This is a genomic window from Archangium lipolyticum (assembly GCF_024623785.1).
Taxonomy (GTDB): domain Bacteria; phylum Myxococcota; class Myxococcia; order Myxococcales; family Myxococcaceae; genus Archangium; species Archangium lipolyticum.
Window position 1 is genome coordinate 467,488 of record NZ_JANKBZ010000001.1, and the last position, 23,028, is coordinate 490,515.

Annotated in this window: 15 protein-coding genes; 9 read left to right on the forward strand and 6 right to left on the reverse strand. The window is 68.3% G+C overall.

All coding sequences use genetic code 11. The annotated features are described in order from the left end of the window. Window positions 1-69: 69 nt before the first annotated feature. Window positions 70-903: an alpha/beta fold hydrolase gene (locus NR810_RS01600; protein WP_257446677.1), complete on the forward strand. Its 834-nt coding sequence runs from the start codon at window positions 70-72 to the stop codon at window positions 901-903. Window positions 904-931: 28 nt separating this feature from the next. Here the strand turns inward: NR810_RS01600 and NR810_RS01605 are convergent, their stop codons facing one another. Next, the gene (locus NR810_RS01605; RefSeq protein WP_257446679.1) at window positions 932-1,426 is read right to left on the reverse strand and encodes a YciI family protein; all 495 of its coding nucleotides are present in this window, start codon (window positions 1,424-1,426) and stop codon (window positions 932-934) included. Window positions 1,427-1,489: 63 nt separating this feature from the next. Beyond that, complete coding sequence (locus NR810_RS01610; protein WP_257446681.1) at window positions 1,490-2,377, reverse strand: LysR family transcriptional regulator; 888 nt, start codon at window positions 2,375-2,377, stop codon at window positions 1,490-1,492. 123 nt (window positions 2,378-2,500) lie between these two features. On the opposite strand from NR810_RS01610, the gene NR810_RS01615 reads away from it, so the two are divergent. After that, window positions 2,501-3,550, forward strand: coding sequence for an SDR family oxidoreductase (locus NR810_RS01615; protein ID WP_257446683.1), 1,050 nt, complete (start codon window positions 2,501-2,503; stop codon window positions 3,548-3,550). A gap of 50 nt (window positions 3,551-3,600) precedes the next feature. Here the strand turns inward: NR810_RS01615 and NR810_RS01620 are convergent, their stop codons facing one another. Beyond that, window positions 3,601-11,664, reverse strand: a complete 8,064-nt coding sequence (locus NR810_RS01620) for an Ig-like domain-containing protein (RefSeq protein WP_257446686.1) — start codon at window positions 11,662-11,664, stop codon at window positions 3,601-3,603. Window positions 11,665-11,995: 331 nt separating this feature from the next. On the opposite strand from NR810_RS01620, the gene NR810_RS01625 reads away from it, so the two are divergent. Together NR810_RS01625 and NR810_RS01630 are read left to right on the forward strand one after the other, a co-directional pair. Continuing rightward, window positions 11,996-12,556, forward strand: coding sequence for an EF-hand domain-containing protein (locus tag NR810_RS01625; RefSeq protein WP_257446689.1), 561 nt, complete (start codon window positions 11,996-11,998; stop codon window positions 12,554-12,556). A 90-nt stretch (window positions 12,557-12,646) separates the two neighbouring features. Continuing rightward, window positions 12,647-15,640 carry a polyprenyl synthetase family protein gene (locus NR810_RS01630; protein WP_257446693.1) on the forward strand — a complete coding sequence of 998 codons (2,994 nt, stop codon included), beginning with the start codon at window positions 12,647-12,649 and terminating at the stop codon, window positions 15,638-15,640. Here the strand turns inward: NR810_RS01630 and NR810_RS01635 are convergent. Continuing rightward, entirely contained in the window at window positions 15,612-16,187 is a 576-nt protein-coding gene (locus NR810_RS01635; protein WP_257446696.1) for a transporter, read from the reverse strand. The two genes, NR810_RS01630 and NR810_RS01635, sit on opposite strands and share 29 nt — an antisense overlap. 347 nt (window positions 16,188-16,534) lie before the next feature. Between NR810_RS01635 and NR810_RS01640 the strand changes: the two genes are divergently transcribed. Together NR810_RS01640 and NR810_RS01645 are read left to right on the forward strand one after the other, a co-directional pair. Beyond that, window positions 16,535-17,419 (forward strand): alpha/beta hydrolase, encoded by an 885-nt coding sequence (locus NR810_RS01640; RefSeq protein WP_257446699.1) that lies wholly within the window; start codon window positions 16,535-16,537, stop codon window positions 17,417-17,419. Between the two features lie 194 nt (window positions 17,420-17,613). Next, window positions 17,614-18,465 (forward strand): IclR family transcriptional regulator, encoded by an 852-nt coding sequence (locus NR810_RS01645; protein WP_257446701.1) that lies wholly within the window; start codon window positions 17,614-17,616, stop codon window positions 18,463-18,465. 43 nt (window positions 18,466-18,508) lie between these two features. Here NR810_RS01645 and NR810_RS01650 read toward each other — a convergent pair whose 3' ends face one another. Continuing rightward, window positions 18,509-19,447: a hemerythrin domain-containing protein gene (locus tag NR810_RS01650; RefSeq protein ID WP_257446703.1), complete on the reverse strand. Its 939-nt coding sequence runs from the start codon at window positions 19,445-19,447 to the stop codon at window positions 18,509-18,511. Between the two features lie 189 nt (window positions 19,448-19,636). Here NR810_RS01650 and NR810_RS01655 point away from each other — a divergent pair, with 189 nt between their 5' ends. After that, the gene (locus NR810_RS01655; protein WP_257446705.1) at window positions 19,637-20,851 is read left to right on the forward strand and encodes an SAM-dependent methyltransferase; all 1,215 of its coding nucleotides are present in this window, start codon (window positions 19,637-19,639) and stop codon (window positions 20,849-20,851) included. A gap of 259 nt (window positions 20,852-21,110) precedes the next feature. After that, window positions 21,111-21,959 (forward strand): hypothetical protein, encoded by an 849-nt coding sequence (locus NR810_RS01660; RefSeq protein ID WP_257446707.1) that lies wholly within the window; start codon window positions 21,111-21,113, stop codon window positions 21,957-21,959. A 286-nt stretch (window positions 21,960-22,245) separates the two neighbouring features. Here the strand turns inward: NR810_RS01660 and NR810_RS01665 are convergent, their stop codons facing one another. Beyond that, window positions 22,246-22,476, reverse strand: coding sequence for a hypothetical protein (locus NR810_RS01665; protein WP_257446709.1), 231 nt, complete (start codon window positions 22,474-22,476; stop codon window positions 22,246-22,248). Between the two features lie 271 nt (window positions 22,477-22,747). Between NR810_RS01665 and NR810_RS01670 the strand changes: the two genes are divergently transcribed. Further along, window positions 22,748-23,020 carry a hypothetical protein gene (locus NR810_RS01670; RefSeq protein WP_257446711.1) on the forward strand — a complete coding sequence of 91 codons (273 nt, stop codon included), beginning with the start codon at window positions 22,748-22,750 and terminating at the stop codon, window positions 23,018-23,020. The last annotated feature ends 8 nt before the right edge of the window (window positions 23,021-23,028 follow it).

The following is a 23,028-nucleotide window of genomic DNA, read 5'->3' on the forward strand; positions in this document are numbered from 1 at the left end:
GAAGGTCCTGATCAATTGTTCGGCTGAACGCGTGCTCGTTCAGGCGTTGGCCGGACTCGAGGTCCCACCATGCCCAGGCTCCAGCTCGATGGCCCATCCCTTCACTTCGAGGAGTCCGGCGCGGGCGCGCCAGTCCTGCTCCTCCACGGACTCGGCTCCTCGGGACAGGATTGGGAGCTCGTGGCGCCCCGGCTCGCCACCCACCGCCGCGTCATCGTTCCCGACATCCGGGGCCACGGGCGCAGCGACAAGCCGGAGGGGCCCTACGGGGTGCCGCTCTTCGCTCGGGATATCGCGGCCTTCTGCGACCGGCTGGGCCTGGCCCGCGTGGATGTCGTCGGCCTCTCGATGGGAGGGATGATCGGCTTCCAGCTCGCGGTGGATCGCCCGGGGCTCGTGCGCAGCCTGGTCGTCATCAACAGCGGGCCAGACATGGTTCCGCGGACGCCGCGCCGGAAGCTCTCGTTCGCGCTGCGGATGGCGGTCCTGAAGCTCCTCGGACCGAGGACCCTGGCCAGGGTCCTCGCGCCGAAGCTCTTTCCCAAGCCGGAGCAGGCGGAGCTACGGCGCCGGGTCGTGGAGTCGCTCGGGGCCAACGAGCCGGACGCCTATCTGCGCGCGACCCGTGGGCTCGTCGGCTGGACCGTCCAGGATCGTCTCAAGGACATCTCGTGTCCTGTCCTGGTCCTCGCCTCGGATCGTGACTACACACCGCTGTCCGTGAAGAAGGCGTATGTCGACATGCTCGGGAACGCCCGTCTCCAGGAGCTGAAGGACTCCGGCCACGCCGCGCCGCTCGACCAGCCCGAGCAGATCGTCGAGGCGATGAAGGGGTTCTACCGCGAGCTCGAGGAGGCAGCCCGCGACACGCGAGGCCTGGGCGGGCGCCAGGGGACTTCGTAGGCAACATCCGCCGCGTGCGGGCCGCGCGCTACGGCGTGCAGGACACGTTGGGGTCGGCGGGGATGTGGCCTTCGTACGTGAGGCCGGTGGGGCCGTACCAGGGCAGCACCTCGATGGTGAAGCGGCCAGACTTCACGGCCGGGTCCTGCTGGGAGAGGGCGAGCGCCTCCTCGCGGGTGGCCACGTCGAAGATGAAGATGCCGGCCAGGGCGTCCGCCGGTGCTTCGTCTCCCCAGCCGAAGGGGCCGGCGAGGACCAGCTTCCCGCACTTCGCCAGCCGCTCGATGTTGGCCATGTGCCCCTTGCCGTCCGCGATGGCCTCCGGCGTGCGCTCCTTCGTCCACGCCGGCCCGCGACGCAGGAGGCCCATGTAGTAGGTGCGCATGGAGAACTCCTTGGCCGGCGCCTTGGCGGCAGGAGCCGCCGCGGGAGCGGACTCGACCGCTGGAGAGGTTGCGCCCTGGGTGGTGGCACAGCCCGTGGCGACGGCGAGGAGGACGGGAACGGAGAGAAGGGTTCGCATGCGGGCTGCTTACTTAGCACGCGTGCCACGGGACTCTCCTCCCCGGCCCCTGTTTGCGTCGGCTCAGCGCACGCCCAGCATCACGGAGCGTGATTCCTCGAACTGCTCGGCGAGAAAGCCCATCAACGCGCGCACCCGCGGCACCTTCCGGGCCTCGCGCGAGGCCACGAGCCACACGTCCTCCAGGGGCAGCTCCACCTCCGGGAGGACGGGCCGCAGCTCCGGGTAGAGACTGGCCAGCGCACAAGGCAGCGCCGCCACTCCCTGGTGGGCGGCCACCGCGCCTGCTACGGCCAAGGCCGCGTTGCTGCGAAAGACGAAGCGCCCGGCGCCCCGCTCTTCCAACCAGCGGAGCTGCTGCATGCGCGAGAGCGCCGCGTCGAAGCCCACGACCGCATGCCCCGCCAGGTCTTCCGGTTCGCGCAGGGGCGCGGCGCGCTCCAGGTAGCGAGAGCTGGCATAGAGCCTCCAGGCCAACTGCCCCACCTTGCGCGCCACCAGCGAGTCTCCCTTGGGACGTACGGTGCGCACGCCCAGGTCCGCCTCCTGGCGCGCCAGGTCCACCAACCTCGTGTCGACGGACAGCTCCACGCGCACCCCCGGGTGTCGCTCCCGGAAGCGCGCCAGCCAGGGGTTGAGGAACGCCATGAACCCATCCCCGATGGTCAGACGCACCGGCCCCTCGAGCTGCCCCTCTTCGTGCTTCAACCCCCGCTCGGCGCTGTGGAGCTGCGACTCGATGGCCGCGGCGGTGCGCACCAGCGCGCGGCCCTCGGGTGTAAGCCGGACGCCCTCGGGGACGCGGGCGAGCAGCCGGGTGCCCAGGCGCCGCTCCAGCGCCGTCATCCGGCGACCCACGGTGGAGGTGACGACGCCCAGCGCGCGAGCGGCCGCGGACAGCGAGCCGGCTCGCTCCACGGTGAGGAGGTAGCGGAGGTCATCCCAGTTCATTCGGAGGCCCTTGCATGGATGCAACACCCATTTGCCCGTGTGGCGTGTAGCGCACCAGGGAGATACCCCTGGTGTCAACGAGGGAGCCCGCGCCGGGCACCCGCTCGCACGGAGGTTCCATCCATGAAGACGGCATTCGTTACCGGAAGCACCGGACTGCTCGGAAACAACCTGGTCCGCCTGCTCGCGTCACGCGGAGTGAAGGTGAAGGCACTGGTACGCTCGCCCGAAAGGGCCTGGAAGCTGCTGGCCGGCGTGCCGGTGGAGCTCGTCAAAGGCGACCTGGCGGACGTGGAGTCCTTCGCGTCCGCGATGCGGGGCGCGGACGTGCTCTTCCACACCGCTGCCTACTTCCGGGACAGCTACAAGGGAGGCAGCCACGAGGCGGGGCTGATGCGCATCAACGTGGAGGGGACGCGCGCACTGCTGGAGGCGGCGTATGGGCAAGGAGTACGGCGAGTGGTGCACACGAGCTCCATCGCCGTGCTGGCGCCTCGACAGGGCCACCGCCTTACCAACGAGACGATGGGACGTGACGCGGAGCAAGAGCCGGACGCCTACTACCGCTCGAAAATCCTCGCGGACCGGGAGGTGGACACCGCCCTGGAGCGCCACCCGGATCTGCACGCCTCGCTGGTGCTGCCGGGCTTCATGAACGGGCCGGGAGACGCGGGCCCCACGACGGCGGGACAGCTGGTGCTGGACTTCCTGCACGGCCGGCTGCCCGGCGTCATCAACACGCGCTTCTCCTACGTGGACGCGCGGGACGTGGCCACCGCGCTGGTGGTCGCCGCCGAGAAGGGACAGCGAGGCGAGCGATACCTGGCGGCAGGCAGGGACCTGCACGTGGGCGAGGCGCTCGAGGTGCTCTCGTCGGTGACGGGGCTCCCGGCACCTGAACGGCAGGTACCGGACGCGCTGCTGGGAACGCTGGCGCTGATGAACGAGGCCTGGGCACGGCTCACCGGACGCCCGGTGCTGGTGAGCTGGCAGGGCTTCCGCACGCTGCGCCGCGAGCGGACGAACATGGCCTTCGACTCGTCCAAGGCCGAGCGGACGCTGGGCCTCCGCTTCCGGCCGCTCGAAGAGACCTTCACGGATGCCGTGCAATGGTTCACCGCGAACGGGTACGTGGACCGGGCGCGCCTGCCTCGGCTCGTGGGGTCCGTCTGATATCTCCACGCCGGAGACTCGTCCAGCTCTCGCCGGTGGGGAGCCGGACCTCACCCCGTTCGACGCGCGCTTCCGCGCCGGTTGGGCTTCCAGAGCCACACCAGCGCCAGACCCCACCAGCCCCAGGCATTCGCACTCGTGCTCGTGCAGCCGTAGCCGGTGCCCGGGCTGGACGCATCAGGGGGGTTGGCATCAGGGGGGTTGCTGGAGCCGGCCGGCGGGTGGACGGTGAAGGAAACCTCGGACGAAGTGGCCAGGGTGTTGCCCTCTTCGTCCACCGCCACGGCCCGCATCGTGTGGGTACCCTCGCTCAGCGGTGTGGAGGGGGTGAAGCTCCAGGTCCCCGAGTCGCTCGCCCTCACCGTGGTGAGCACCTCTCCATCCACCAACACCCGCACCAGCGTGCCCGGTCCGGCCGTGCCCTCGAAGGTGGGGACGGTCGTCGCGCCCGTGGGGCTCGCCGCCGACGCGCTCACCGCCGGAGTCACCGGGCCCGTCGGGGCCTGGGTCTCCACGAAGAAGGAGATGACCGTGGACCAGGCGCTGGGATTGCCAGCGGCGTCCGTGGCTCTCGCCTTCACCTCGTGCGGACCCTCGGAGAGGGCTTCGGTCGTGAGACTCCACACGCCCGAGGCATTCGCGTGGGTGCTGAGTACCGTACCGGAGTCGAGCATCACCGACACCCGGCTGCCCGCCTCGGCCGTGCCCTCGAGGGTGGGTGTCCGGGTGCGCAGCCGCGCCCCGATCGTGGGCTCCATCACCACGGGGACCGCCGGTGCCTGGGTGTCCACGGTGAAGAAGCGCGCGTCGGAGGCCGGGCTGGTATTGCCCGCTCCATCCCTGGCGGTGGCCGTCACGGTATGCGAACCATCGGAGAGCCGGGTGGTGAAGGTGAAGCTCCATGCTCCCGTGGTGCTCGCGGACACCTGGCCCACCGCCATCCCGTCGACAGAGAGCGCCACGATGCTCGAGGGCTCGGCCGTGCCGGAGACCGAAGGGGTGCCCGTGTTGACGAGGGCGCCAACCCCGGGCGAGGTGATGACGGGAGCCTCCGGAGCCAGGGTGTCCACGGTGAAGGTGCGCGCGGCCGAGGGGCGGCTGGTATTGCCCGCCATGTCGGTGGCGGTGACCGTCAGCACTCGCGTGCCCTCCGCGAGCGCCTCGGTGGGGGTGTGGCTCCAGGTCCCCGAGGAACTGGCGGTGGTCGTGCCCACCGGCTGGCCGTCGATGAGGAGGGTGATGGAGCTGTTGGGCTCGGCCAGGCCGGAGAAGGTGGGCCAGGGGGTGTTGAACAGGGCCCCGCTGGTGGGTGCCGTCACCACCGGAGCGCTGGGCGGCACGGCGTCGACGACGAACGTGCGCGCGGCGGAGGCCTGGCTGACGTTGCCCGCCATGTCGGTGGCGGTGGCCGTCAGGGAGTGGGAACCCTCGGAAAGCGTCCCGCTGGAGATGAGACTCCACTTGCCCGTGGCGTCACAGGTGGCGGAGCCCGCCGCCGTGTCGTCGATGACGACCTCGATGAGGCTGAAGGGCTCGGCGGTGCCAGAGATGAGGGGCCGGGCGCCGACGCGGGCTCCGGAGAGTGGTGCGGTGATGAGGGGCGCCGCTGGCGGAGTTCCATCCACGGTGAAGGAGATGGGGGCCGAGTATGGACTGGCATTGCCGGCCTGGTCGGTGGCGATGACCTTCAAGGTGTGAGCTCCATCGGCCAGGCCCGTGGAGGGCACGAAGCTCCAGACGCCGGAGCTCGTCGCGATCACCATGCCGAGCGGCTTCTCATCGACCACGAGCCACACCTGGCTGGAAGCCTCGGCGAAGCCGGTGAAGGTGTACCTGGCGGTGATGGTGGCCCCCGAGACGGGCTGGGACACTGTCGGAGTGGGCGGAGGGCCATCCACGGTGAAGGTGCGTGCGGGTGAGGCCTGGCTGGTGTTGCCGGCACTGTCCGTGGCCTGGACCGTGAGGGAATAGGTGCGGTCCGCGAGGGGGCTGGACGGCGTGAAGCTCCAGGAGCCCGAGGTGCTGGCGGTCACCGTGCCCGAGAGTCTTCCATCGAGGAACACCGACACGGTGCTGGAATCCTCGGCGTAGCCGGTGAAGGTGGGCAGGGGGTCGTTCAGGAACGCGCCGTCGGCGGGGGCCGTCACCTCGGGCGATACCGGAGCCAGGGTGTCCACGGTGATGGCGCGAGTCGTCGAAGGCTGGCTGGAGTTCTCCGCCGGATCCACGGCGATCGCCGTCAGCCTGCGTCGCCCTTCGTACAGCGGCGCGGAGTTGGGGGTGAAGCTCCAGTTGCCCGAGCCGTCGACGAGGGTCTCTCCCAGCTGCCAGCCATCCGACAGGACGAGCACGCGGGTGGAGGGCTCGGCGGTGCCCGAAATCCTGGGAGTGGAGGTGTTGATCAAGGCCCCTTCAACGGGCGCGGTGATGACCGGAGGTTGCGGCGGAGTGGCATCCACGGTGAAGGACACGGTGGCCGGGCTCTGACTGACATTGCCAGCCTTGTCGGTGGCGGTGGCCGTCAACGTGCGAGTCCCCTCGGGCATACCGGTGCCAGGCGAGAAGCTCCACTCGCCGGAACTGGAGGCGGAGGCGGTTCCGAGCTTCACCCCATCCAGGAAGAGGGTCACGGTGCTGGAGGGCTCGGCCGTCCCGAGGATGGAGGCGGTGGGGCCCACCACCTTGCCCCCGGTGGGGGTCTGAATGACTGGCGTGGGCGGCGGCACGGTGTCCACGGTGAAGGTGCGCGCGGGTGAGGTCTGGCTGGTGTTGCCGGCGCCATCCGTGGCCTGGACCGTGAGGGAATAGGTGCGGTCCGCGAGGGGGCTGGACGGCGTGAAGCTCCAGGAGCCCGAGGTGCTGGCGGTCACCGTGCCCGAAAGTCTTCCATCGATGAACACCGACACGGTGCTGGAGGCCTCGGCGGAGCCGGTGAAGGTGGGAAGCGGGTCTTTCAGGAACGCGCCGCTGGCGGGTGCCGTCACCGTGGGAGCCGCGGGGGGCGTGGCATCCACGGTGAAGGAGATGGACTCGGAGGCCGGGCTGTCATTGCCAGCCGCATCCCTGGCGATCGCCACCAGGGTATGCGTGCCATTGCCCAGGCCCTGGGTACTCGTGAGGCTCCATGCGCCCAGGGCATCGGCCGTGGCCGAGCCAGCGGACGAGCCATCAATGAACACGGACACCAGACTCCTGGGCTCGGCGGTGCCGGAGAGGGTGGGCCTGCTGGTGTTGAGCAAAGCGCCGCTGGTGGGAGCCTTCACCAGGGGAGCCGTGGGGGCGACGGTATCCACCGTGAACGCGCGGGCCACCGAGGCCTGGCTGGTGTTCCCGGCCGCGTCCGTGGCGGTGGTGGTGAGCGAGTGCTCGCCATCACCCAGGGTGAGGGAGATGGCGAGGCTCCAGGAGCCCGAGGCGCTGGCCTTCGTGCTCCCGGCGGGTTTCCCATCGATGAAGAGGGACACGTTGCCGTGGGCCTCGGCGGACCCGGAGACCGTGGGCCTGCTGGTGTTGAGGGCGGCGCCGCTGGCGGGGCTCGTCACCACCGGCGCCGCGGGGGCCGCGGTATCCACCGAGAACGGGCACGAGGCCGAGGTGGGACTGGTGTTGCCCGCGGCATCCCTGGCACTGACCGTGAGGACGTAGGAGGCATCCGCCAGGGCCGTGGTGGGGGTGTAGCTCCAGGCCCCCGCCCCATGGGCGGTGACGATGGCCATCGGAGAGCCATTGAGGAATACCGTCACCGTGCTGTGGGGCTCGGCGGTGCCGGAGAAGGCAGGCGTGCCGTGGTTGAGGACCGTGCCGCAGACGGGGGTCTTCACCACCGGTGCGGCCGGGGCCAGCGAGTCCACGCTGAAGGAGATGGAGTTGGAGGCCGGACCGGCATTGCCGGCCGCATCCGTGATGTTGGCCACCAGCGTGTGCGAGCCCTGGTTCAGGGCCGTGGTGAGGGGACGACTCCAGATGCCCGAGCCGTTGGTGAGGGTCGAGCCCACGCTCGTGCCATCGATGAAGACGGTTACGGTGCTCGAGGGTTCGGCGATACCGGAGACGGTGGGCGTGGGGGTGTTGAGCAGGGCGCCGTTGACGGGAGCGGTCACCACGGCAGCGGCGGGCGCAGTGGTGTCCACGGTGAAGGTGCTCGAGGCCTGGGGACCGGTGTTGCTCGCCGCATCCGTGGCCTGGACGCCGAGGGTATGGGGACCCTCGCTCAGGTCAACCGGGAGGGAGAAGCTCCAGGTGCCCGAGCCATTGGCGGTGACGGTGCCCATCTGGACGCCGTCGAGGAATACGGTCACCGAGCTGAGCGCTTCAGCCGTGCCGGAGAGGGTCGGACGGGGGTAACGGGTGGAGGCGCCGTTGGCGGGAGCCGTGACCACCGGAGCGGCCGGTGCCACGGTGTCCAGGGTGAAGGAGACGGGGGCCGAGGCCGGACCGGTGTTTCCCGCGAGGTCGGTGGCCCTGGCCGTTGCCGTGTGGATGCCATCGGTCAGGCCGCTGGCGGGTACGAAGCTCCAGGCTCCGGAAGCATCGGCGGTGGCCGTGCCCAGGGGCGTGTTGTCGAGGTAGACGGCCACGGTGCTTCGGGCTTCGGCGGACCCCGAGAAGGTGGGCTTGTGGGTGTTGAGCAGGGCCCCGCTGGTGGGCGTGGCGAGCACCGGAGCGGCTGGCTCCAGGGTGTCCACGGTGAAGGAGCTCGTGGCCGAGACGGGACTGGTATTGCCAGACAGGTCGCTCGCCGTGGCTGTCGCCGTGTGGCTCCCTTCGCCCAGACTCGTGGTGGGCGTGAAGCTCCAGGTCCCCGAGCTGGTGGTGATGGCGGTGCCGGCGAGCTGCCCATCGATCGACACCGCCACGGTGCTGCTGGCCTCGGCGGTTCCGGAGAAGAGAGGGCGTGCGGTGTTGAGCCGGGCCCCCGTGGCGGGCACGGTCATCACCGGGGCGGCGGGCGGCGTCACGTCGGGCTGGACGTAGACCACCTTGCCGCCGGAGATGGCATGGGTGGTGACGGTGAGCAGGTAATAGCCCCCGGGCAGCGCCGGCAGGTCCACGGTGGCCGAGGTGCTCGAGAAGCTCAGCGCGGGCAGTGTGAGTGGCCCTGCCCCTTCCAGGGGGCGCAGCTCCACCATGGGGAAGTTGGTCGGGGAGCTCTGGTGGTTGCCACTGCTGGCTTCGGACACGCCCGTGAGTCGCGTGCCGCCGAGGATGAAGGTTCCAGCGCTGAGAGGCGTCGTGGTGAGGGTGGGACGCGACGTGTCGGGGGCTCCCGAGCCATCGTAGAGCTCGGCGCTGGAGAGCGGGCCGCTGGCGCCCTGGCCACCGGCCACCAGCACCTTGCCGCCAGGCAGCAACACGGCCACGTGAGATGCGCGGGCTCCAGTCATGGAGGCGGCGGTGCGCCAGGCTCTCGAGGTCGGGTCGTACAGCTCGGCGCTGGAGAGCGGGCCCGTGGCGTTCCGGCCACCCGTGACGAGCACCTGGCCTCCCACCAGCAGCGTGGAGGAGTGCTCGAAGCGGGCTCCCGCCAGGTTGCCCGTCGTGCTCCAGGTGCTCGTGTTCGGGTCGTAGAGCTCGGCGCTGGAGAGGGGGGCGCTGGCATTCTGGCCACCCGAGACGAGGACCTGGCCATTGGGGAGCAGGACAGCGGAGTGCGCGGCACGGGCGCCCAGCAGCGTGCCCACCGTGCTCCAGGATTTCGAAACCGGGTCGTACAGCTCGGCGTTGGCGAGCGGGGTACCGCCCGCGGTGTAGCCGCCGGCCACCAGCACCCTGCCGTTGAACAGCGGCGTGGCCGTGTGTGTATGGCGGGCGGCCGACAGGTTGGCGCCGGCGCTCCAGGAGCCCGAGACCGGGTCATACAGCTCGGTGCTGACCAGGGGGGTGGCGGAGCTGTCCCGGCCACCGGCCACCAGCACCTTGCCGTTGGAAAGCAACGTGGCCGTGTGGAGGGAGCGGGCCGTGGCCAGTGGTGCGGTGGCGCTCCAGGTGTTCGTGGCCGGGTCGTACAGTTCGGCGCTGGTCAGGGGGGCATTGTCGGCACCCGTTCCACCGGTGACGAGCACCTTGCCATTGGGCAGCAGTGTCGCGGTGTGATGGGAGCGGGCCATGGCCAGCGAGGCGGTGGTGCTCCAGCTGCCCGTGGCCGGATCATGCAACTGCGCGCCGCTGAGCGGGCCAGTGGCGTCCCGGCCCCCTGTGACGAGCGCCTTGCCATTGGGAAGCAGCGTGGCGGTGGCCCCGGAACGTGGCGAGGCCAGCGGGCTGGTAGAGGGCCACGTGCCCGTGGGCGGGTCGATCACCTCCGCGCTGGAGAGGCCACTGTAGCTGACGCCCCCCACCACCAGCACCCTGCCGTTGGGCAGCAGCGTGGCCGTGGAGGAGTTGCGGCCTGGGGACGACAGGGAGCCCGCGGAGCTCCAGGTCCCGCTGGTCGGGTTGTACAGCTCCATGCTCGTGCTGGAGAGGGTTCCAGCACCGCCCATCACCAGCACCCTGCCATTGGGCAGCAGCACCGCCGTGTGACCGGAGCGGCCCTGGGACAGGGAGCCCGTGGAGTTCCAGCTGTAGCTGGCCGGGTCGTACACCTCCACGCTGGAGAGCTCGACACCGTTCTGCCCTCCCGCCACCAGCACCTTGCCGTTGGGCAGCAGCGTCGCCGTGTGGAGCCGACGGGCCGCGGAGAGTGAGGCCCCCCGGCTCCAGGTCTCGGTGGCCGGGTCATACTCCTCCGCGGTGGCGGTCAGGGTGTTGTAGTTGGAGTTGTAGCCGCCCACCACCAGCACCTTGCCGCTCGGCAGCAGCGTCGCCGTGTGATTCGAGCGGCTCAGATACAGGGGGCCCACGCTCTTCCAGGTATTGGTGGCCGGGTCATACAGCTCCGCGCCAGCGAGCGTGTAGGTGTTTATTCCCCCCACCACCAGCACCTTGCCGCTCGGCAGCAGCGTCGCCGTGTGGCTGTGGCGAGACGTGGCCATCGAGCTGGTGGAGCTCCAGGTTCCGCTGGCCGGGTCGTACACCTTGCCGACGTCGCGGTAGGAGGATTGATACCCACCCACCACCAGGACCTTGCCGTTGGGCAGCAGCGTCGCCGTATGGGCGTCGCGGCCCGTATCCAGCGAGCCGGAGGAGCTCCAGGTCCCGTTGGCCGGGTCATACACCTCCGTGCTGGAGAGGGCTTTGGTGCCATAGCCGCCGGCCACCAGCACCTTGCCGTTGGGCAGCAGCGTCGTCGTGTGCCGGTAGCGGCCCGTGGCCAGCGAGCCGGTGGAGCTCCAGCCCATCGTGAGCGCGGCCGGGCCGCTGAGGCCCTCGAGTCCCAGGGACACCTCCACCCGCAGGCGGGGGCCCGCCAGGGCATGGCACGGCAGACCACCGCACGCATACGAGGACCCTGGCTCCAACCCCCACACCCGTGCCTCTCCCTGGCGCACGTGCCCCGCCGCGTCCGCCACCAGCGGGTAATGCATCCGCAGCACCGGTGTCCCTCGGGCGTCGAGGAACTCCAGATGGCCGTCCGCGTCCCTGACCGTCGTGATTCCCGGGGGCACGGTCACCTCGTAGAGAGCCTTCCAGGCCCCCTGCCCTCCCTCCAGCACCTGGTACTCATCGGCCCGGACCACTCCCTGTGTTCCATCCCATCCCCGGGCCTGGCTTCCCACCATCGCCCAGCCATGCCGTGCGCCAGAGGAGGTGGAGCTCGCGCCGAAGCGGGACACCGGGGCCTCGCTTGCGTCCCGGGCCCGGAGGCGGAAGACATGGCCGCGGGTGGCCAGTTCCACCGTGCCGGCCTCGGTGGACGGCAGTTTCACCCGCAGGGCCCGCTCCCCCCATGGCACGGGTGAGGACGGAACGTCTGGCGCATCCGTCGGTTCCGGGAAGTAGGCCCTGAGCAGCTCCAGCGCGCTGTCTTCCGTGGGTGAGGCGCGCCACTCCGCCACGGCCGCCTCTCGCGAGTCGCTGGCCACCACCCAGTCCTGGCGCCTTCCCAGATTGACGGCGGCGGTGTCCTCCGGACCCGGGCGCGAGTCGCAGCTCAGCACCATGCACAGCAGCGGCACCAGCCACCGCGCCGAGAACGAAACAGGCCGTACGCTCCCCGAGACATTCCAGCTCATCTTGCTTTCCGTCCCTCTTGCGGTGACACGACACCCCATCGCGCGAGCCGCTTCCTCGCGCGGATTGCCACACGCCGGAGTGCATTAACTTTGTCTGAAATGCGAAAGTCAATGAAGCTCGGGTTTCCTGCCCTACCGGTCCTGTCGGGCGCCCCAGGAGACAAAGAGCCAGGCAGCCACGAGGCTCGGGTGGCGTTTTTCTGGAAGCAATGAGCGGATAACCGGAAGCCAGCGCCTGCGTCCCATGATATTCACACGGGAGGGGCGCAAGAGTCGTCACTCAATGCTGCTCAACCGGCTGCCTCACCGAGCAGCCAGGAGAGGAACGAACATGGCTACTGACAACCCTATCTTGGAACGGAAGCTCAAGGCATTCTTCAGCCTCCTGGATTCGGACAAGAACGGCGTGCTCAAGTGGAACGACATCCTTCGCCCCGCCGAGAGAGCGCGCCAGGAGCTCGGATGGACGAAGGAAGACACGCGCTTTGTCAAGCTCGTGCAGGAGCTGCGGGCAGGCTGGGACCGGGTCCTCCAAGTCCAAGACCTCGATCACAACGGAAGCATCTCGTATGATGAGTACGTCCGCTTCGTCTTCAGAATGGGCCTTGAGTGGACCGCCAACGGCGCACTCCCTGCGTGGGCAGTCGAGCTCTCCAACAACTTCCAGCGCGCCCTCGATCTGAACAGCGATGGTACGTATACAGCGAATGAGTATGCGATCTATCTCCGCGCGATCGGCTCGGATGCCGACGCCAAGAGCGCCTTCGCGAAGCTCGACCTCAATAAGAACGGCAAGCTCACGTATGACGAAGTCCTGGTGCTGGCGAAGCAGTATGCGACCAGCACCGATCCGTCAGCCCCTGGCAACTATCTGCTGACCGGGAAGTACTAGGTAGCCCTGTCAACCCATCTTCGGACAGAGTGACACCAACGAGCTCCTGGCCCTCTGCGTGGCTGGGTTTCAAAGACGAGGACACCGCCCATGCTGATGCCCAGGTGGCTCGATGCCGCGGGGTTCGTAGACCCAGAGCTCCGGCGCTGCTTCATCGCGGCTGGCCGCCGCCTGGGCGCGGAGTCCTCGCCGCAATTGGCTGATTTCGGACGCTGGGCCGGCCTCATTCCTGCCGCGCTGCGCCCGTATGAGGTCGCCATTGCATCGATGATACGGTCCGCCGATCTCCGCGCCGACTGCGGTGACCCCAAAGAGCGTCTGCGCCGCATCGATGAATACGAAGAGTCGGTGCTGACGGCGATCGCCGCGGGCCACAGCGACGAACCGGTGCTCCACGCGGTGGCGCACACGTTCAACGCCTTCGGCCTGCGCACCTGCTATCTCAAGGAGCTGTTCGGAGCAATGCGGCGCGACGCCGTGTTCACGCCCTTCACCACCCATGACGAGCTGCGGAGGTGGGCGGAGGCTTCGACGGGGGCGGGCTTCATGGTGTTCGGGCCGATGTTCGGCTCTTCCGGCACGCTCGCGGAGATCGAGCCCAAGGTGCGAGCGATGGGCGCGGCGATGCAGCTCGCCGACAACCTCCACGACCTCGCGGAGGACCTGCAGAACGGGCGGATGTACCTGCCGCTGGAGGATCTGGAGCGCTTCGGCGTGACGCAGGACGACTTGTTTCAGGGCCGCTGGTCCCCCGCGGTGGCCGAGCTTGTGGCATTCGAGGTCGCCCGTGTGCGGGGGGTGGGCCAGATGGTCGCCGAGCTGCAGCGCTGGACCCCTCCCTCGCTGCATCTGTTCCTGCGTACGGTGGCCCGGGGCATGGAGATGATCCTCGACGAGGTGATGGCGGCTGGCCCGCTGCTCCTGCGCCGCAGCCCGCCGATGCGCCGGTACCGCTGGTTCACCGCGACCTTCCCAGAGGGTGTCCCCGGCGACGTGGCGCGGGGCGAGGTGCAGTCACCCAGCGCGAGGGGATTGAACGGCAGCACCGGCCCCAAGCCGCCCGCGACGCAGCCCGCCCCGGCCGCCATCGCAGCAGAGCTCCAGCACTGGGTGAAGAGTGACGGCACCTGGTTGGGGCTGCTCTGCCGGGATGCCCTGTTCCCCCCAGGCAATCTGTTACGGCCGGTGCTGTGCCTGGAGTCGGCCCTTGCGACCGGCGGGAACCGCGCGGAGGTTCTGCCGTTCGCCGCGGGCCTCGAGTGCCTGCACGCCGCCAGCCTCGTCCACGACCAGCTCCTCGACAAGAGCCCGACGCGCCGCAGCCAGGCGGCGCTCCGGCATCGCTCCGGATTCGAGGACCTGTTGCTGGTGGGCGGCGCGCTCTTTGGAAATGGGTTCCTGGCCATGCTCGGCGCCTGGGAGGACGGCGTCCCGCCGGAGCGGATGTTGCCGGCGCTGCGTACCGGGTGTCGCGCGGTCGAGGCGGCGTGCCGGGCCGCGCTGCTGGAGTCCACGCTGCGCGGCGACCTGTCTGCCGATCCGGAGCTGTGCCTGGAGGTGATCCGCGGCAAGACCGCGGCGTCCATGCAGGCGGCCTGCGCGGCCGGCGGGCTCCTCGCCGGGGCGCCGCCGGCGCAAGTGCAGGCGCTCGGCCGTTACGGCGAGGCGCTGGGCATGGCGCTGCAGCTCCGCGACGAGGTGCTGGCACTGACCAGCGATCCGCACCCGATGGGAAACGGACTCACCAGCGACATCGAAAACCGGCAGCCGCCTTTGCCGGTGCTCCTGGCCCATGCCCTGGCGGGGGACACGGACCGGAGCCGGCTGGCGGAGACCTTTTCCAGCTCCGAGGCTTCGCTGACGGCTCACCGCGAGCTGGGCGCGCGATTGGCCCGGACCGGGGTGCTCGAGGAGGCGGCTCGCCGCGCGCGCGCGCACGCGATTCGCGCCCGCGAGGCCCTGGCCGAGCTGCCGCCGTCGGAGAGTCGGGATCGGCTCGCGGCTCTGGTCACCCGGGTCATGGAGGGCCAGGCCGCGCCGGACGGCATGCCCGCTCGGTTGCGAGATTCCGAAACAGGTTCCCCTGAACGCCTTGCCAAGGAGGGCCCTGCGGCGCCGAGCCTGCTGGCCGCGATCGAGGCGGAGCTGCACAGGTGGGTGAAGCGCGATGGCGACCGGCTTTCGGAGATGTGCTGCGACGCGCTGTTCCCCGCGGGCAAGCTGCTGCGGCCGGTGCTGTGCCTGGCGTCCGCGCTCGTGGTGGGCGGAGCGGTCCGGGAAGTGCTGCCATTCGCGGCTGGAATCGAGTGCATCCACGTCGCCAGCTTGATCCACGACGACCTCCTGGACCAAGACGAGATGCGCCGCGGCCGGGAGTCGCTCCCGCACCGCTACGGCATCGAGGACGCGATGCTGGCGGGCAACGGGCTGCTCGCCAAGGGCGCCCTGGCGATGATCGGCGCGTGGGAGGACGGAGCTGGGGCGGAGCGCCTGCTGGCGGCGCTGCGCGTGGTGGCGCATGCAATGAAGGAGGCGTGCCGGGCCGCGATGCTGGAGTTGATGCTGCGCAATGACCTGTCGATCGACCTGGCGCTGTCTTTGGAGGTGATCCGCGGCAAGACCGCGGTGCTGATGCGGGCGGCGTGCGAGAGCGGCGGCATCCTCGCCGGGGCCGCGTCCGCGCAGGTGCAAGCACTCGGTCGCTACGGGGAAGCTCTGGGCATGGCCTTCCAGATTCGCGATGACCTGCTGCCGTACACCAGCGACACCCGCACCATCGGGAAAGCCATCACCAGCGACGCCAACAACCGGTATCCCACGCTGCCGATTCTGCTGGCGCAGTCCCTCGCGGGTGACTCGGACCGGCGCCGGCTGCGGGAGCTGTTCTCCAGTACCGAGGATGTGCTGGCGATTCACCGCGAGATGAGCGAGCTGCTGTTCCGGACCGGAGCGATCGCGGAAGCGACGCGCCGGGCGCGCGAGTACGCGGCGTGCGCCCACGCGGCCTTGAGCGAGCTGCCGCCGTCCGAGAGCCGGGACCAGCTCGCGGAGCTGGTCACCACGGTTGTTGACCGCAACCGCTGACCCCGCCCGCCACCTGATCGACAAGCTGTGGCCGGAAGACCCAGCGGTTCTGCCCGATATTGAGCGGGCCTCGATCCGGGTCGTACTCACCGACGGGAATGGTCACGTACAGGGTACCCGCGAGGGCCGTGGGGTGGTCCGACTGCTCGTTGAAGCCGTACCCGATGGTCGGCGCGTAGATCGGGTCGGAAATGCCCGTCATGCCGACCTGCTGGCCACCCGTCGCGGCGCTCGTGATGTTCACGTTCGCGGCGGCGAAGATGACATCGATGGGCGCCAGGCCGATGTTGCCGTACTTGAGCAGGTAGGTCCCGCGCATCACCATCGTGGTCTGCGAGGCGATCTGCTGGTCCGACGTGGCCGAGTAGCGCAAGTAGGCGTTGAGCATCAGGGTCTTCGAAGGCAGGTAGATACCAGCCTCGTAGTCCCGCGCATCCGTTTGTGCGAGCGCCCTCTGCGGCAGCAGGAAGAAGAGGGCCAGCACGCAAGAGATCATGAGTGGCATCACGTGACCGCCCTGCTCGAGCCTGGGGGAGTCGTTCATCATGGTTCGGGTATTTCCTTCCTGTGTCCGCGGGTAGCGGGAACTCCAGATGCGCATGAATCATTATCCGAGCTCATGGCGCATTGGAACGACGCAGCCCGACAACCAATGACATGCGAATATTGCCAGGACGCTGGTGTCGCGGCTCCTTCCGTGAGCCGCGCCTTCGGCCGCCGTGGTCCCATTTCGCATAGCGAAATGGGATGTGAATCATGGTCTTGTTTCGCATGGCGAAACGGGTCGTGTTTCAACACCGCTCTGGCTGCCATGACTTGATTTTCCGTCTTTCATCGGTAGTGTATCTGATTGCCTGGGAATGCGGTCTGCCCCCCCAGGCAAAGGGAGAAGGCATGAAAGCGACGGCAGGTTCCAGGATCCTCGTTGCGCTGCTCTTGTCCATGGCGTGGAGTTCCTCCGCACTGGCCCAGAGTCTGACCAGCTTCACGGCGACGTACAGGGGCGGGAGTGGCTCCATCTGTGGCACGACGTACAGCATCATCGGCAGGGAGCCTTTGTCCTCACAGAGCAGATACCCGGTGTTCATCTACACGGTGGGCACCACGGAGGGGTACGATCACGCCTCGGCGATGGCCGCCGTCGAGGAGATGGCGAGCCGTGGCTATGTCGCGGCCACCGTCGAGTATGACAACGCCACCTTTGGCACCTGCTCCACGCTCGAGAGCCGCGCCAGGTGCATCTTCGATTCGACCCGTTCGACCAGCGCCATCAACACGGTCTGTTCGCGCGCCAAGGCGGATTGCTCCAAGGGCGTCGTGGTGGCCGGCTTCAGCCAGGGGTCCATCATGGCCATCCTGGCCAAGAACCATGACAGCCGGGTGCAGGCCGCCTATGGGCTGGGAGCGGGCGTCGCGTACTCCATCTACGATCTTCGCTCCTGCGTCGCCAACGGCAACCGCGCGCTGCCGAGCGACCGTCTCCGGGTCGTGAATGGGGAGAACGACGCGTTCATGGGCTCGACCGAGCTCACCGTGCGCAGCCAGATCCAGGAGATGACGGGGCTGTCGTGCCCGTTGGCGACCTCCTGCTTCCGTAGCAACAACAGTGGCTGGTACATCGTGGAGAATTCCGAGGCCTCGGATGGTATTGCCGACCACTGCTACATGCGGCAGGGAAGCTGCGTCGGCCTCACCCTGGACCAGAAGTGGCGCGCCGGCACCTACGGCTGGTCATTGAGGACCAACCTGAACTGGCTGACGCAGTTCACCCAACCGTAGCCACGAGGGCGGCGTGGGTTCCTCGGTGTTCGCGCGCCTGGAGGAGCCCACGAGGCTCTGGCCGGACTTCGGATTTCGCCAGGCGAAACAGGGTTTCGCCCACTATGCGAAACCAGGCTCCGCCCACGTTGACCCGAAGTGTTTGGGCCTCCTATCGTCCTGATTCCCGTAAATACCAGGACACCAGGACGGCTATGCTCCGTTTCTCCGATCTTCCCGTTCCCCTGAAGGATTCCGCGGCTCCCGACGTGGGGCTCCTGCACGATCCAGACGAGGAAGAGGCCAAGGACCGCCAGTTCGTGACGGCACTGGCGCGCGGGCTCGAGGTGCTCCGTGCGTTCACGCCTCACACCCCGCTGCTCGGGAACCGGGAGCTCGCGGCCAGCACCGGCCTGCCCAAGCCGACCATCTCCCGGCTCACCCATACCCTCACCCGGCTCGGCTATCTCAAATACTCGGAGCGCTTGGGAAAGTATCAGCTCGGCACGGGGGTGCTGTCGCTGGGCTACGCGGCGCTCTCCAGTATGAACGCCCGACAGATGGCCAGGCCCCTGATGCAGGAGATGGCCGACCAGGTCAACGCCATGGTCTCCCTGGGCACTCGGGACCGGCTCAGCATGGTGTACGTCGAGCACTGCCGCTCCAGCTCAGCGGTGACCGTGCGCCTCGACGTCGGCTCACGCATCCCGTTGGCGACCACGGCCATGGGGCGGGCGCTGCTCGCCGCCCTGCCCGAGTTGGAACAACAGGTCATGATGGAGCGCATCGCCAGACAGGATCCGGACCAGTGGCCGCGCCTCCGCGCCGGCATCGAGCAGGCCCTCGAGGAGTACCGGACCCATGGGTTCACGCTCTCCGTTGGCGAGTGGACTTCGGACGTGAATGCCGTGGGCGTCGCTCTCATCCCGCCCGATGGCGGTCACATTCTGGCGTTCAACTGCGGAGGCCCATCGTCCCAGCTGTCTCGCGAGCGGCTCATGAGTGAGATCGGTCCCCGTCTGGTGGACCTCGTCCGCGACGTCAAGGCGGGTCTGCTGCGCCGCTGAGAGGCGCAGCCAGACCAACCGCCCGGAGCAGGTCGGGTGTCCGCTACGCTCTCGGAGAGGACTTCCCGGCGGAATTCCCCCGCCCGCTCGTGGAGCGCTTACGCGCGGTCTTCCCGGCGGCGACGCTCGTCTGGCGACTCACGATTTCCTGCGGCCTTCGTGCCTGGGACGCCTTTGCGCGGTGGACGCTCGAGCCATTCCGGCGTGACTCTCCGTTCCCCATCCTGGTGGCGGCGTCACTCACCGCCTGCTCGGCCATGCGCCGGGCACTCCGAGTCGCGCCGCGCGCCACGTCCTGGGTCTCCTCGAGCACATCGCTGGACACCTTCAGTGCTCGGCCCGGGGCCTCGAACGTCCAACGTTGCGCCTCCGCCCCCACCTCCTTCGCACGCCCGCGTCCTCCTTGGACGAGTTGCCGCACCCACGCAAGGCTCCGCTCCACCAGCTCGGTGACCAGGTCCCGGCTCCGGTCGAATACCGCCACCAGCGGCATCACCAGGTTGCCAGGAGGCTCATCCGGGAGCATCGGGTGCGGGTGCGTCGGCACCGTTCTCTTCGCGAGTGCGAGCGCGTCCGCCATGGCGTTGAGCTCCTCCCGTGCGAACGTCCGGTGCAGGCTGGCGAACAGCCCTTTCTCCTCCTCCTCGATGTGGTGCAGCACGTTCTGCACCAGCACGGTGAACCGGGCATCGAACCGCGGGTCGTCCGGGACCATTCTCTGGAGCGCGGCGAGCTCCCATTTCGCGACTCGATGCTCCTCGAGGGCCTCGTCGATTCGCTCGGTCCACCCCGAGTCGTGGGCCTTCACGGAGGGATAGAAGACCTGCTCCTCGATGGCGGCGTGGATGGAGAGCTCCAGGATGATTCGCCTGGAGAGCTCCTGCTTCTTTCCGAGGTCCCCCCCGTGTTTGAGAGCTTCGTAGCGCTTGAACAGCTTCCGGATGGTCTCGTGGTCGTGCTTGAGAAGAGAGATGGCGTCCATGACCTATCGGTAAGCACCATGACGCGGTGCGCCAGGGCGGTTTACTCGGACGAGTGCTGTCCTCCCTGGCGAGCGCTCGCTGGCTGTCCTTGGCTATTGCCTGGGCAGAGGCAAGACTGGCCCAGATCAGCAGACGGGATACGCAGCCTCGATTCAGGTGCTCGTTCGTGGTGAGTGAAGTGGAATAGGATGAACCTTCAAGATCGGCTGAAAGCGCTCACCGACCTGCTCAGGCCATGGTCCGAGCTCTGGTCACGTTCCATCCTCCAGAATTGGCCGGAGTCCGGAGCCGCTTATCTCGAATCCTGGCTGCCCTACGCTGAATCACTCGACGAAGAGGGCGAAAGGAGGCTGGATGATGGGGAGCTTCCAGGTGAGCCTCCCCGGTCGCTGCATTCGCTCGTGCTCTCTCTTCGCGAACTGACAGCACTGCCCTGGCATGAAGGCATTCAACGTCTGACGACCGCGGACGCGCAGGGACTCAATGCCAAGAAGGCCCATGAGATCGAGAGGGTCCTCGCCCTGCTCGGGCCGAGAACAAAGACGATCCGTCAGGCGGTCGACATCGGTGGCGGCATGGGACATCTCGCTCGTCTCTGTGTCAGGACGTTCGATTGGACCTTCCACAGCATCGATCGTGATGCCGCTTTGCAGGAGAAAGGCCGAGACTGGCTGCGAAGGGCCCGGACCCTGCCGCGGGAGAAGCTGTGTTTCATCCACTCCTCCGTCGAAGACAGGCCGCAGAGCGAGATTGATCCACTCTTTTCCGGTCAGGATCGGGTCTCGATTGGTCTACACACCTGCGGGCCGCTCGCGCTGACGCAGATTCGCAAGAGCCAGAAGGCAGGACTCCTCCTGAACTTTGGTTGCTGCTACGACCAGATGGATGCCGCACGGGACTACCCTGTCTCCCGCTTCGGGAAGGCGCATGCACTTCCCATCACCCGACGTGCCCTGTTCCTGGCGACGCGCGGACGGCACCACAAGACCGAGGCTGAGTTCGCGCTGATGAAGCGCGTCAACGCGCAACGGTTCGCGCTCGATCTCCTGCTGAGGCGGAAGTTTCCCGCTCTCGGTTTCGTGCGGGCGGGGGATGCACCCAAGGCGCTCTATGCCGGGAGTTTCGCCGCCTATGCGCGTGATCGCCTGGAGCGCCTGCAACTCGATGTCGGGATGACGGAAGCCGAGCTGAATTCCTTTGAATTGTCCGCTCGCTCCGAGACGCGGCGCATCTTCCTCTGTCATCTGCTGAGGGATCGCTTCGCGAGGGCCCTGGAGCTCGTGATTCTGCTCGATCGCGCGCTACTCCTCGAGGAGATGGGCTTTCAGGTCGAGCTCCTGCAGGTCTTCGAACCGCGCCTCTCCCCGCGCAACATCGCCCTCATCGCATCGAGGGCAGACTGACCCTGGGTCTTTCACAGTCCCAGAGGATGAGCAACGAGGTCCTCGAGATGACCGTCTCGGGTCGGCTCACGAGCATCCTCGGGCTCACCCTCGCGCAGAGGCACCCCGAATGGCTCCACGCCAATACGCTGGAGCAGGCTGCGGGCTTGCATCCTCGGGTCCCGGCTCGGCCTCCGCGCGAAGGAGGCGCCGTCACATCCGCCAACTCCTCCCTCCATCTGAAAAGGACACCCGACGACAACCCAACCCTGGAGAAGTCATGTTTCACCGAGTCTGGTTGGCAGGCGTGCTCATGGTCACGCCTGTGCTGCAAACGAGCCTCGCTGCCGAGGTCACCACGTGGCGGGAACTCGAGTCCAAGCACGGCGGAGGACCGGGCCTGCGCGCCTGTGTGGCCCAGGCGAAGGAGGATCGCCCAGAGGTCTGGACCTGCATGGGCGGTGAGCTGACGACCGCGCAGGTTGGCGCGGACGGCAAGGCGCAGGTCTCATCGCGCATGATCGCCGAGGACATCCAGGACACGACCCGCGCACAGGAGGGTGGCGCCGACGACTCCTCGACGAGCGCTCCGGAGGGCATGGCGCCGCTGGCAGCCGATGACTACGACTCCTGGTGTGAGAACGGCAGCGTCTGCGCGCGCAAGATTGGCAACCACACCGCGGAAGTGAAAGGCAACGGCGCATACGGCGATGCGCGCGGGGTGATTGGCGCCCTGGACTTCGTCGTCCGCCAGAGCTTCAACGGTCCATACCCAAGGTGGCGCGGCCTGCTGATCTGGGACTACGGGCCCACGATCACCCCCAACTCTTTCTACAACGCCTGCCGGATCAACGTCGTTGGCCCCGACCGGCACTGCGGCATCAACACCATGTATTTCGGGACCATCAGCTCGGCGCGCCAGCGGACCTGGTGGCCTTCCAGCACGAGGTACGACCAGCACACCACGAGGCTGCGCGGCAGCACCAACTACCACGACGACAACTACGGGAGCTTCCACGCCTCCGGCTATCCCCAGACGTTCTTCTTGCCCACCATTCACACCGGGCGGTGGAACAACTGCGGGAGCAGTACCGGTTGCAGATACTACCAGGTTCCGTGGGTCCCCTGAGGGAATGGCCAGGGGCAGGCTCACCTGCCCCGGCACGGGCGGGTCTTGAACGTGGTGCGGGTCCCCAACCCGGTGGCCGCCAAGCTTGTCGCCACCCTGCCCAACCCAGCCGCCACCGACCCGAGCTCGGTGCCCTACATCACCACCTTCACGGTCGCCGGTGGCAAGCTCTTCTTCGCCATGGCCATCAGCACCTCACGCCCGGCCCGTGGTGCTCGATGGCGCGGTCCAACCGCAGGGAGGTGCCTGGCTTTTGCCCAACCGCCCGGAGACCGTCAGCGGGGGCTCACCTCCACCGGTGCAGCACGAGCGCGTAGTCGGGCTGCTCGCGCTCCAGCTGCTTTCGTTTCTGGACCATCCGACGGTAGGCCGGCAGCCGCGTCGCCCGGGAGACGAGGAGCTCGAGTCCGCCGAGCAGCAGCACCCACCCGACCCACTTGAATCCTTTCGGGAGCCACGGCAACACCAGCAGGGCGACAATCAGGCCCATTCCGCCGAAGGACAGGAGCGCCTCCACGGCGAATTGGATCCGCCGCTCGGTGGGGGTGAGCCGGGCCTCGATGCGTTGCTCTTCGTGATCGCCCTGGGCATTCCCGGGGGCGGCGCCGGCCTACCGCCTGCCCGGGCCCACGCTCCAGCGCGTCCGTGGAGGGCGCGAGCCCGCGCAGCCGGAGATCGCGAGCAGGGCCAGAGCCCAGGAGGATAACGCGATGTTGACAGCGATTCCCCCCCCTCACTACCGTCGACTCTTCAACCCGTAATCGAAGCTTGGCGAGGATTCCATGCGCATGAAGAGCATGTTGGGCGGGCTGTTGGCGGCAGGGCTGTTGTCCGTGGGCTGTGGCGGCACGATGCCGGAGGAGCAGCCGGAGCAGAGCGTCAATCAGACCGAGCAGGAGCTCGCCCCGAGCTGCCCCGCTGGCTACACGTTGAACTACTACTGGGACTGTGGCCAGGTTTGCGGCGCCGGGTGGGGCAACTTCCTGCGCTACTACTGCACCAACGGATCGGACTACTACGAGGTGGGAACCGGCAGTGTGCGCTGTGGAGCGTGTTACTGAGGCTCCAC

What these genes read in the sequence shown, in the direction of transcription:
- NR810_RS01635 (WP_257446696.1), bottom strand. Translation starts at nt 16,187, where the DNA reads ATGATGAACGACTCCCCCAGGCTCGAGCAGGGCGGTCACGTGATGCCA.
- NR810_RS01600 (WP_257446677.1), top strand. Translation starts at nt 70, where the DNA reads ATGCCCAGGCTCCAGCTCGATGGCCCATCCCTTCACTTCGAGGAGTCC.
- NR810_RS01640 (WP_257446699.1), top strand. Translation starts at nt 16,535, where the DNA reads ATGAAAGCGACGGCAGGTTCCAGGATCCTCGTTGCGCTGCTCTTGTCC.
- NR810_RS01630 (WP_257446693.1), top strand. Translation starts at nt 12,647, where the DNA reads ATGCTGATGCCCAGGTGGCTCGATGCCGCGGGGTTCGTAGACCCAGAG.
- NR810_RS01620 (WP_257446686.1), bottom strand. Translation starts at nt 11,664, where the DNA reads ATGAGCTGGAATGTCTCGGGGAGCGTACGGCCTGTTTCGTTCTCGGCG.
- NR810_RS01660 (WP_257446707.1), top strand. Translation starts at nt 21,111, where the DNA reads ATGTTTCACCGAGTCTGGTTGGCAGGCGTGCTCATGGTCACGCCTGTG.
- NR810_RS01670 (WP_257446711.1), top strand. Translation starts at nt 22,748, where the DNA reads ATGAAGAGCATGTTGGGCGGGCTGTTGGCGGCAGGGCTGTTGTCCGTG.
- NR810_RS01650 (WP_257446703.1), bottom strand. Translation starts at nt 19,447, where the DNA reads ATGGACGCCATCTCTCTTCTCAAGCACGACCACGAGACCATCCGGAAG.
- NR810_RS01625 (WP_257446689.1), top strand. Translation starts at nt 11,996, where the DNA reads ATGGCTACTGACAACCCTATCTTGGAACGGAAGCTCAAGGCATTCTTC.
- NR810_RS01655 (WP_257446705.1), top strand. Translation starts at nt 19,637, where the DNA reads ATGAACCTTCAAGATCGGCTGAAAGCGCTCACCGACCTGCTCAGGCCA.
- NR810_RS01610 (WP_257446681.1), bottom strand. Translation starts at nt 2,377, where the DNA reads ATGAACTGGGATGACCTCCGCTACCTCCTCACCGTGGAGCGAGCCGGC.
- NR810_RS01605 (WP_257446679.1), bottom strand. Translation starts at nt 1,426, where the DNA reads ATGCGAACCCTTCTCTCCGTTCCCGTCCTCCTCGCCGTCGCCACGGGC.
- NR810_RS01645 (WP_257446701.1), top strand. Translation starts at nt 17,614, where the DNA reads ATGCTCCGTTTCTCCGATCTTCCCGTTCCCCTGAAGGATTCCGCGGCT.
- NR810_RS01615 (WP_257446683.1), top strand. Translation starts at nt 2,501, where the DNA reads ATGAAGACGGCATTCGTTACCGGAAGCACCGGACTGCTCGGAAACAAC.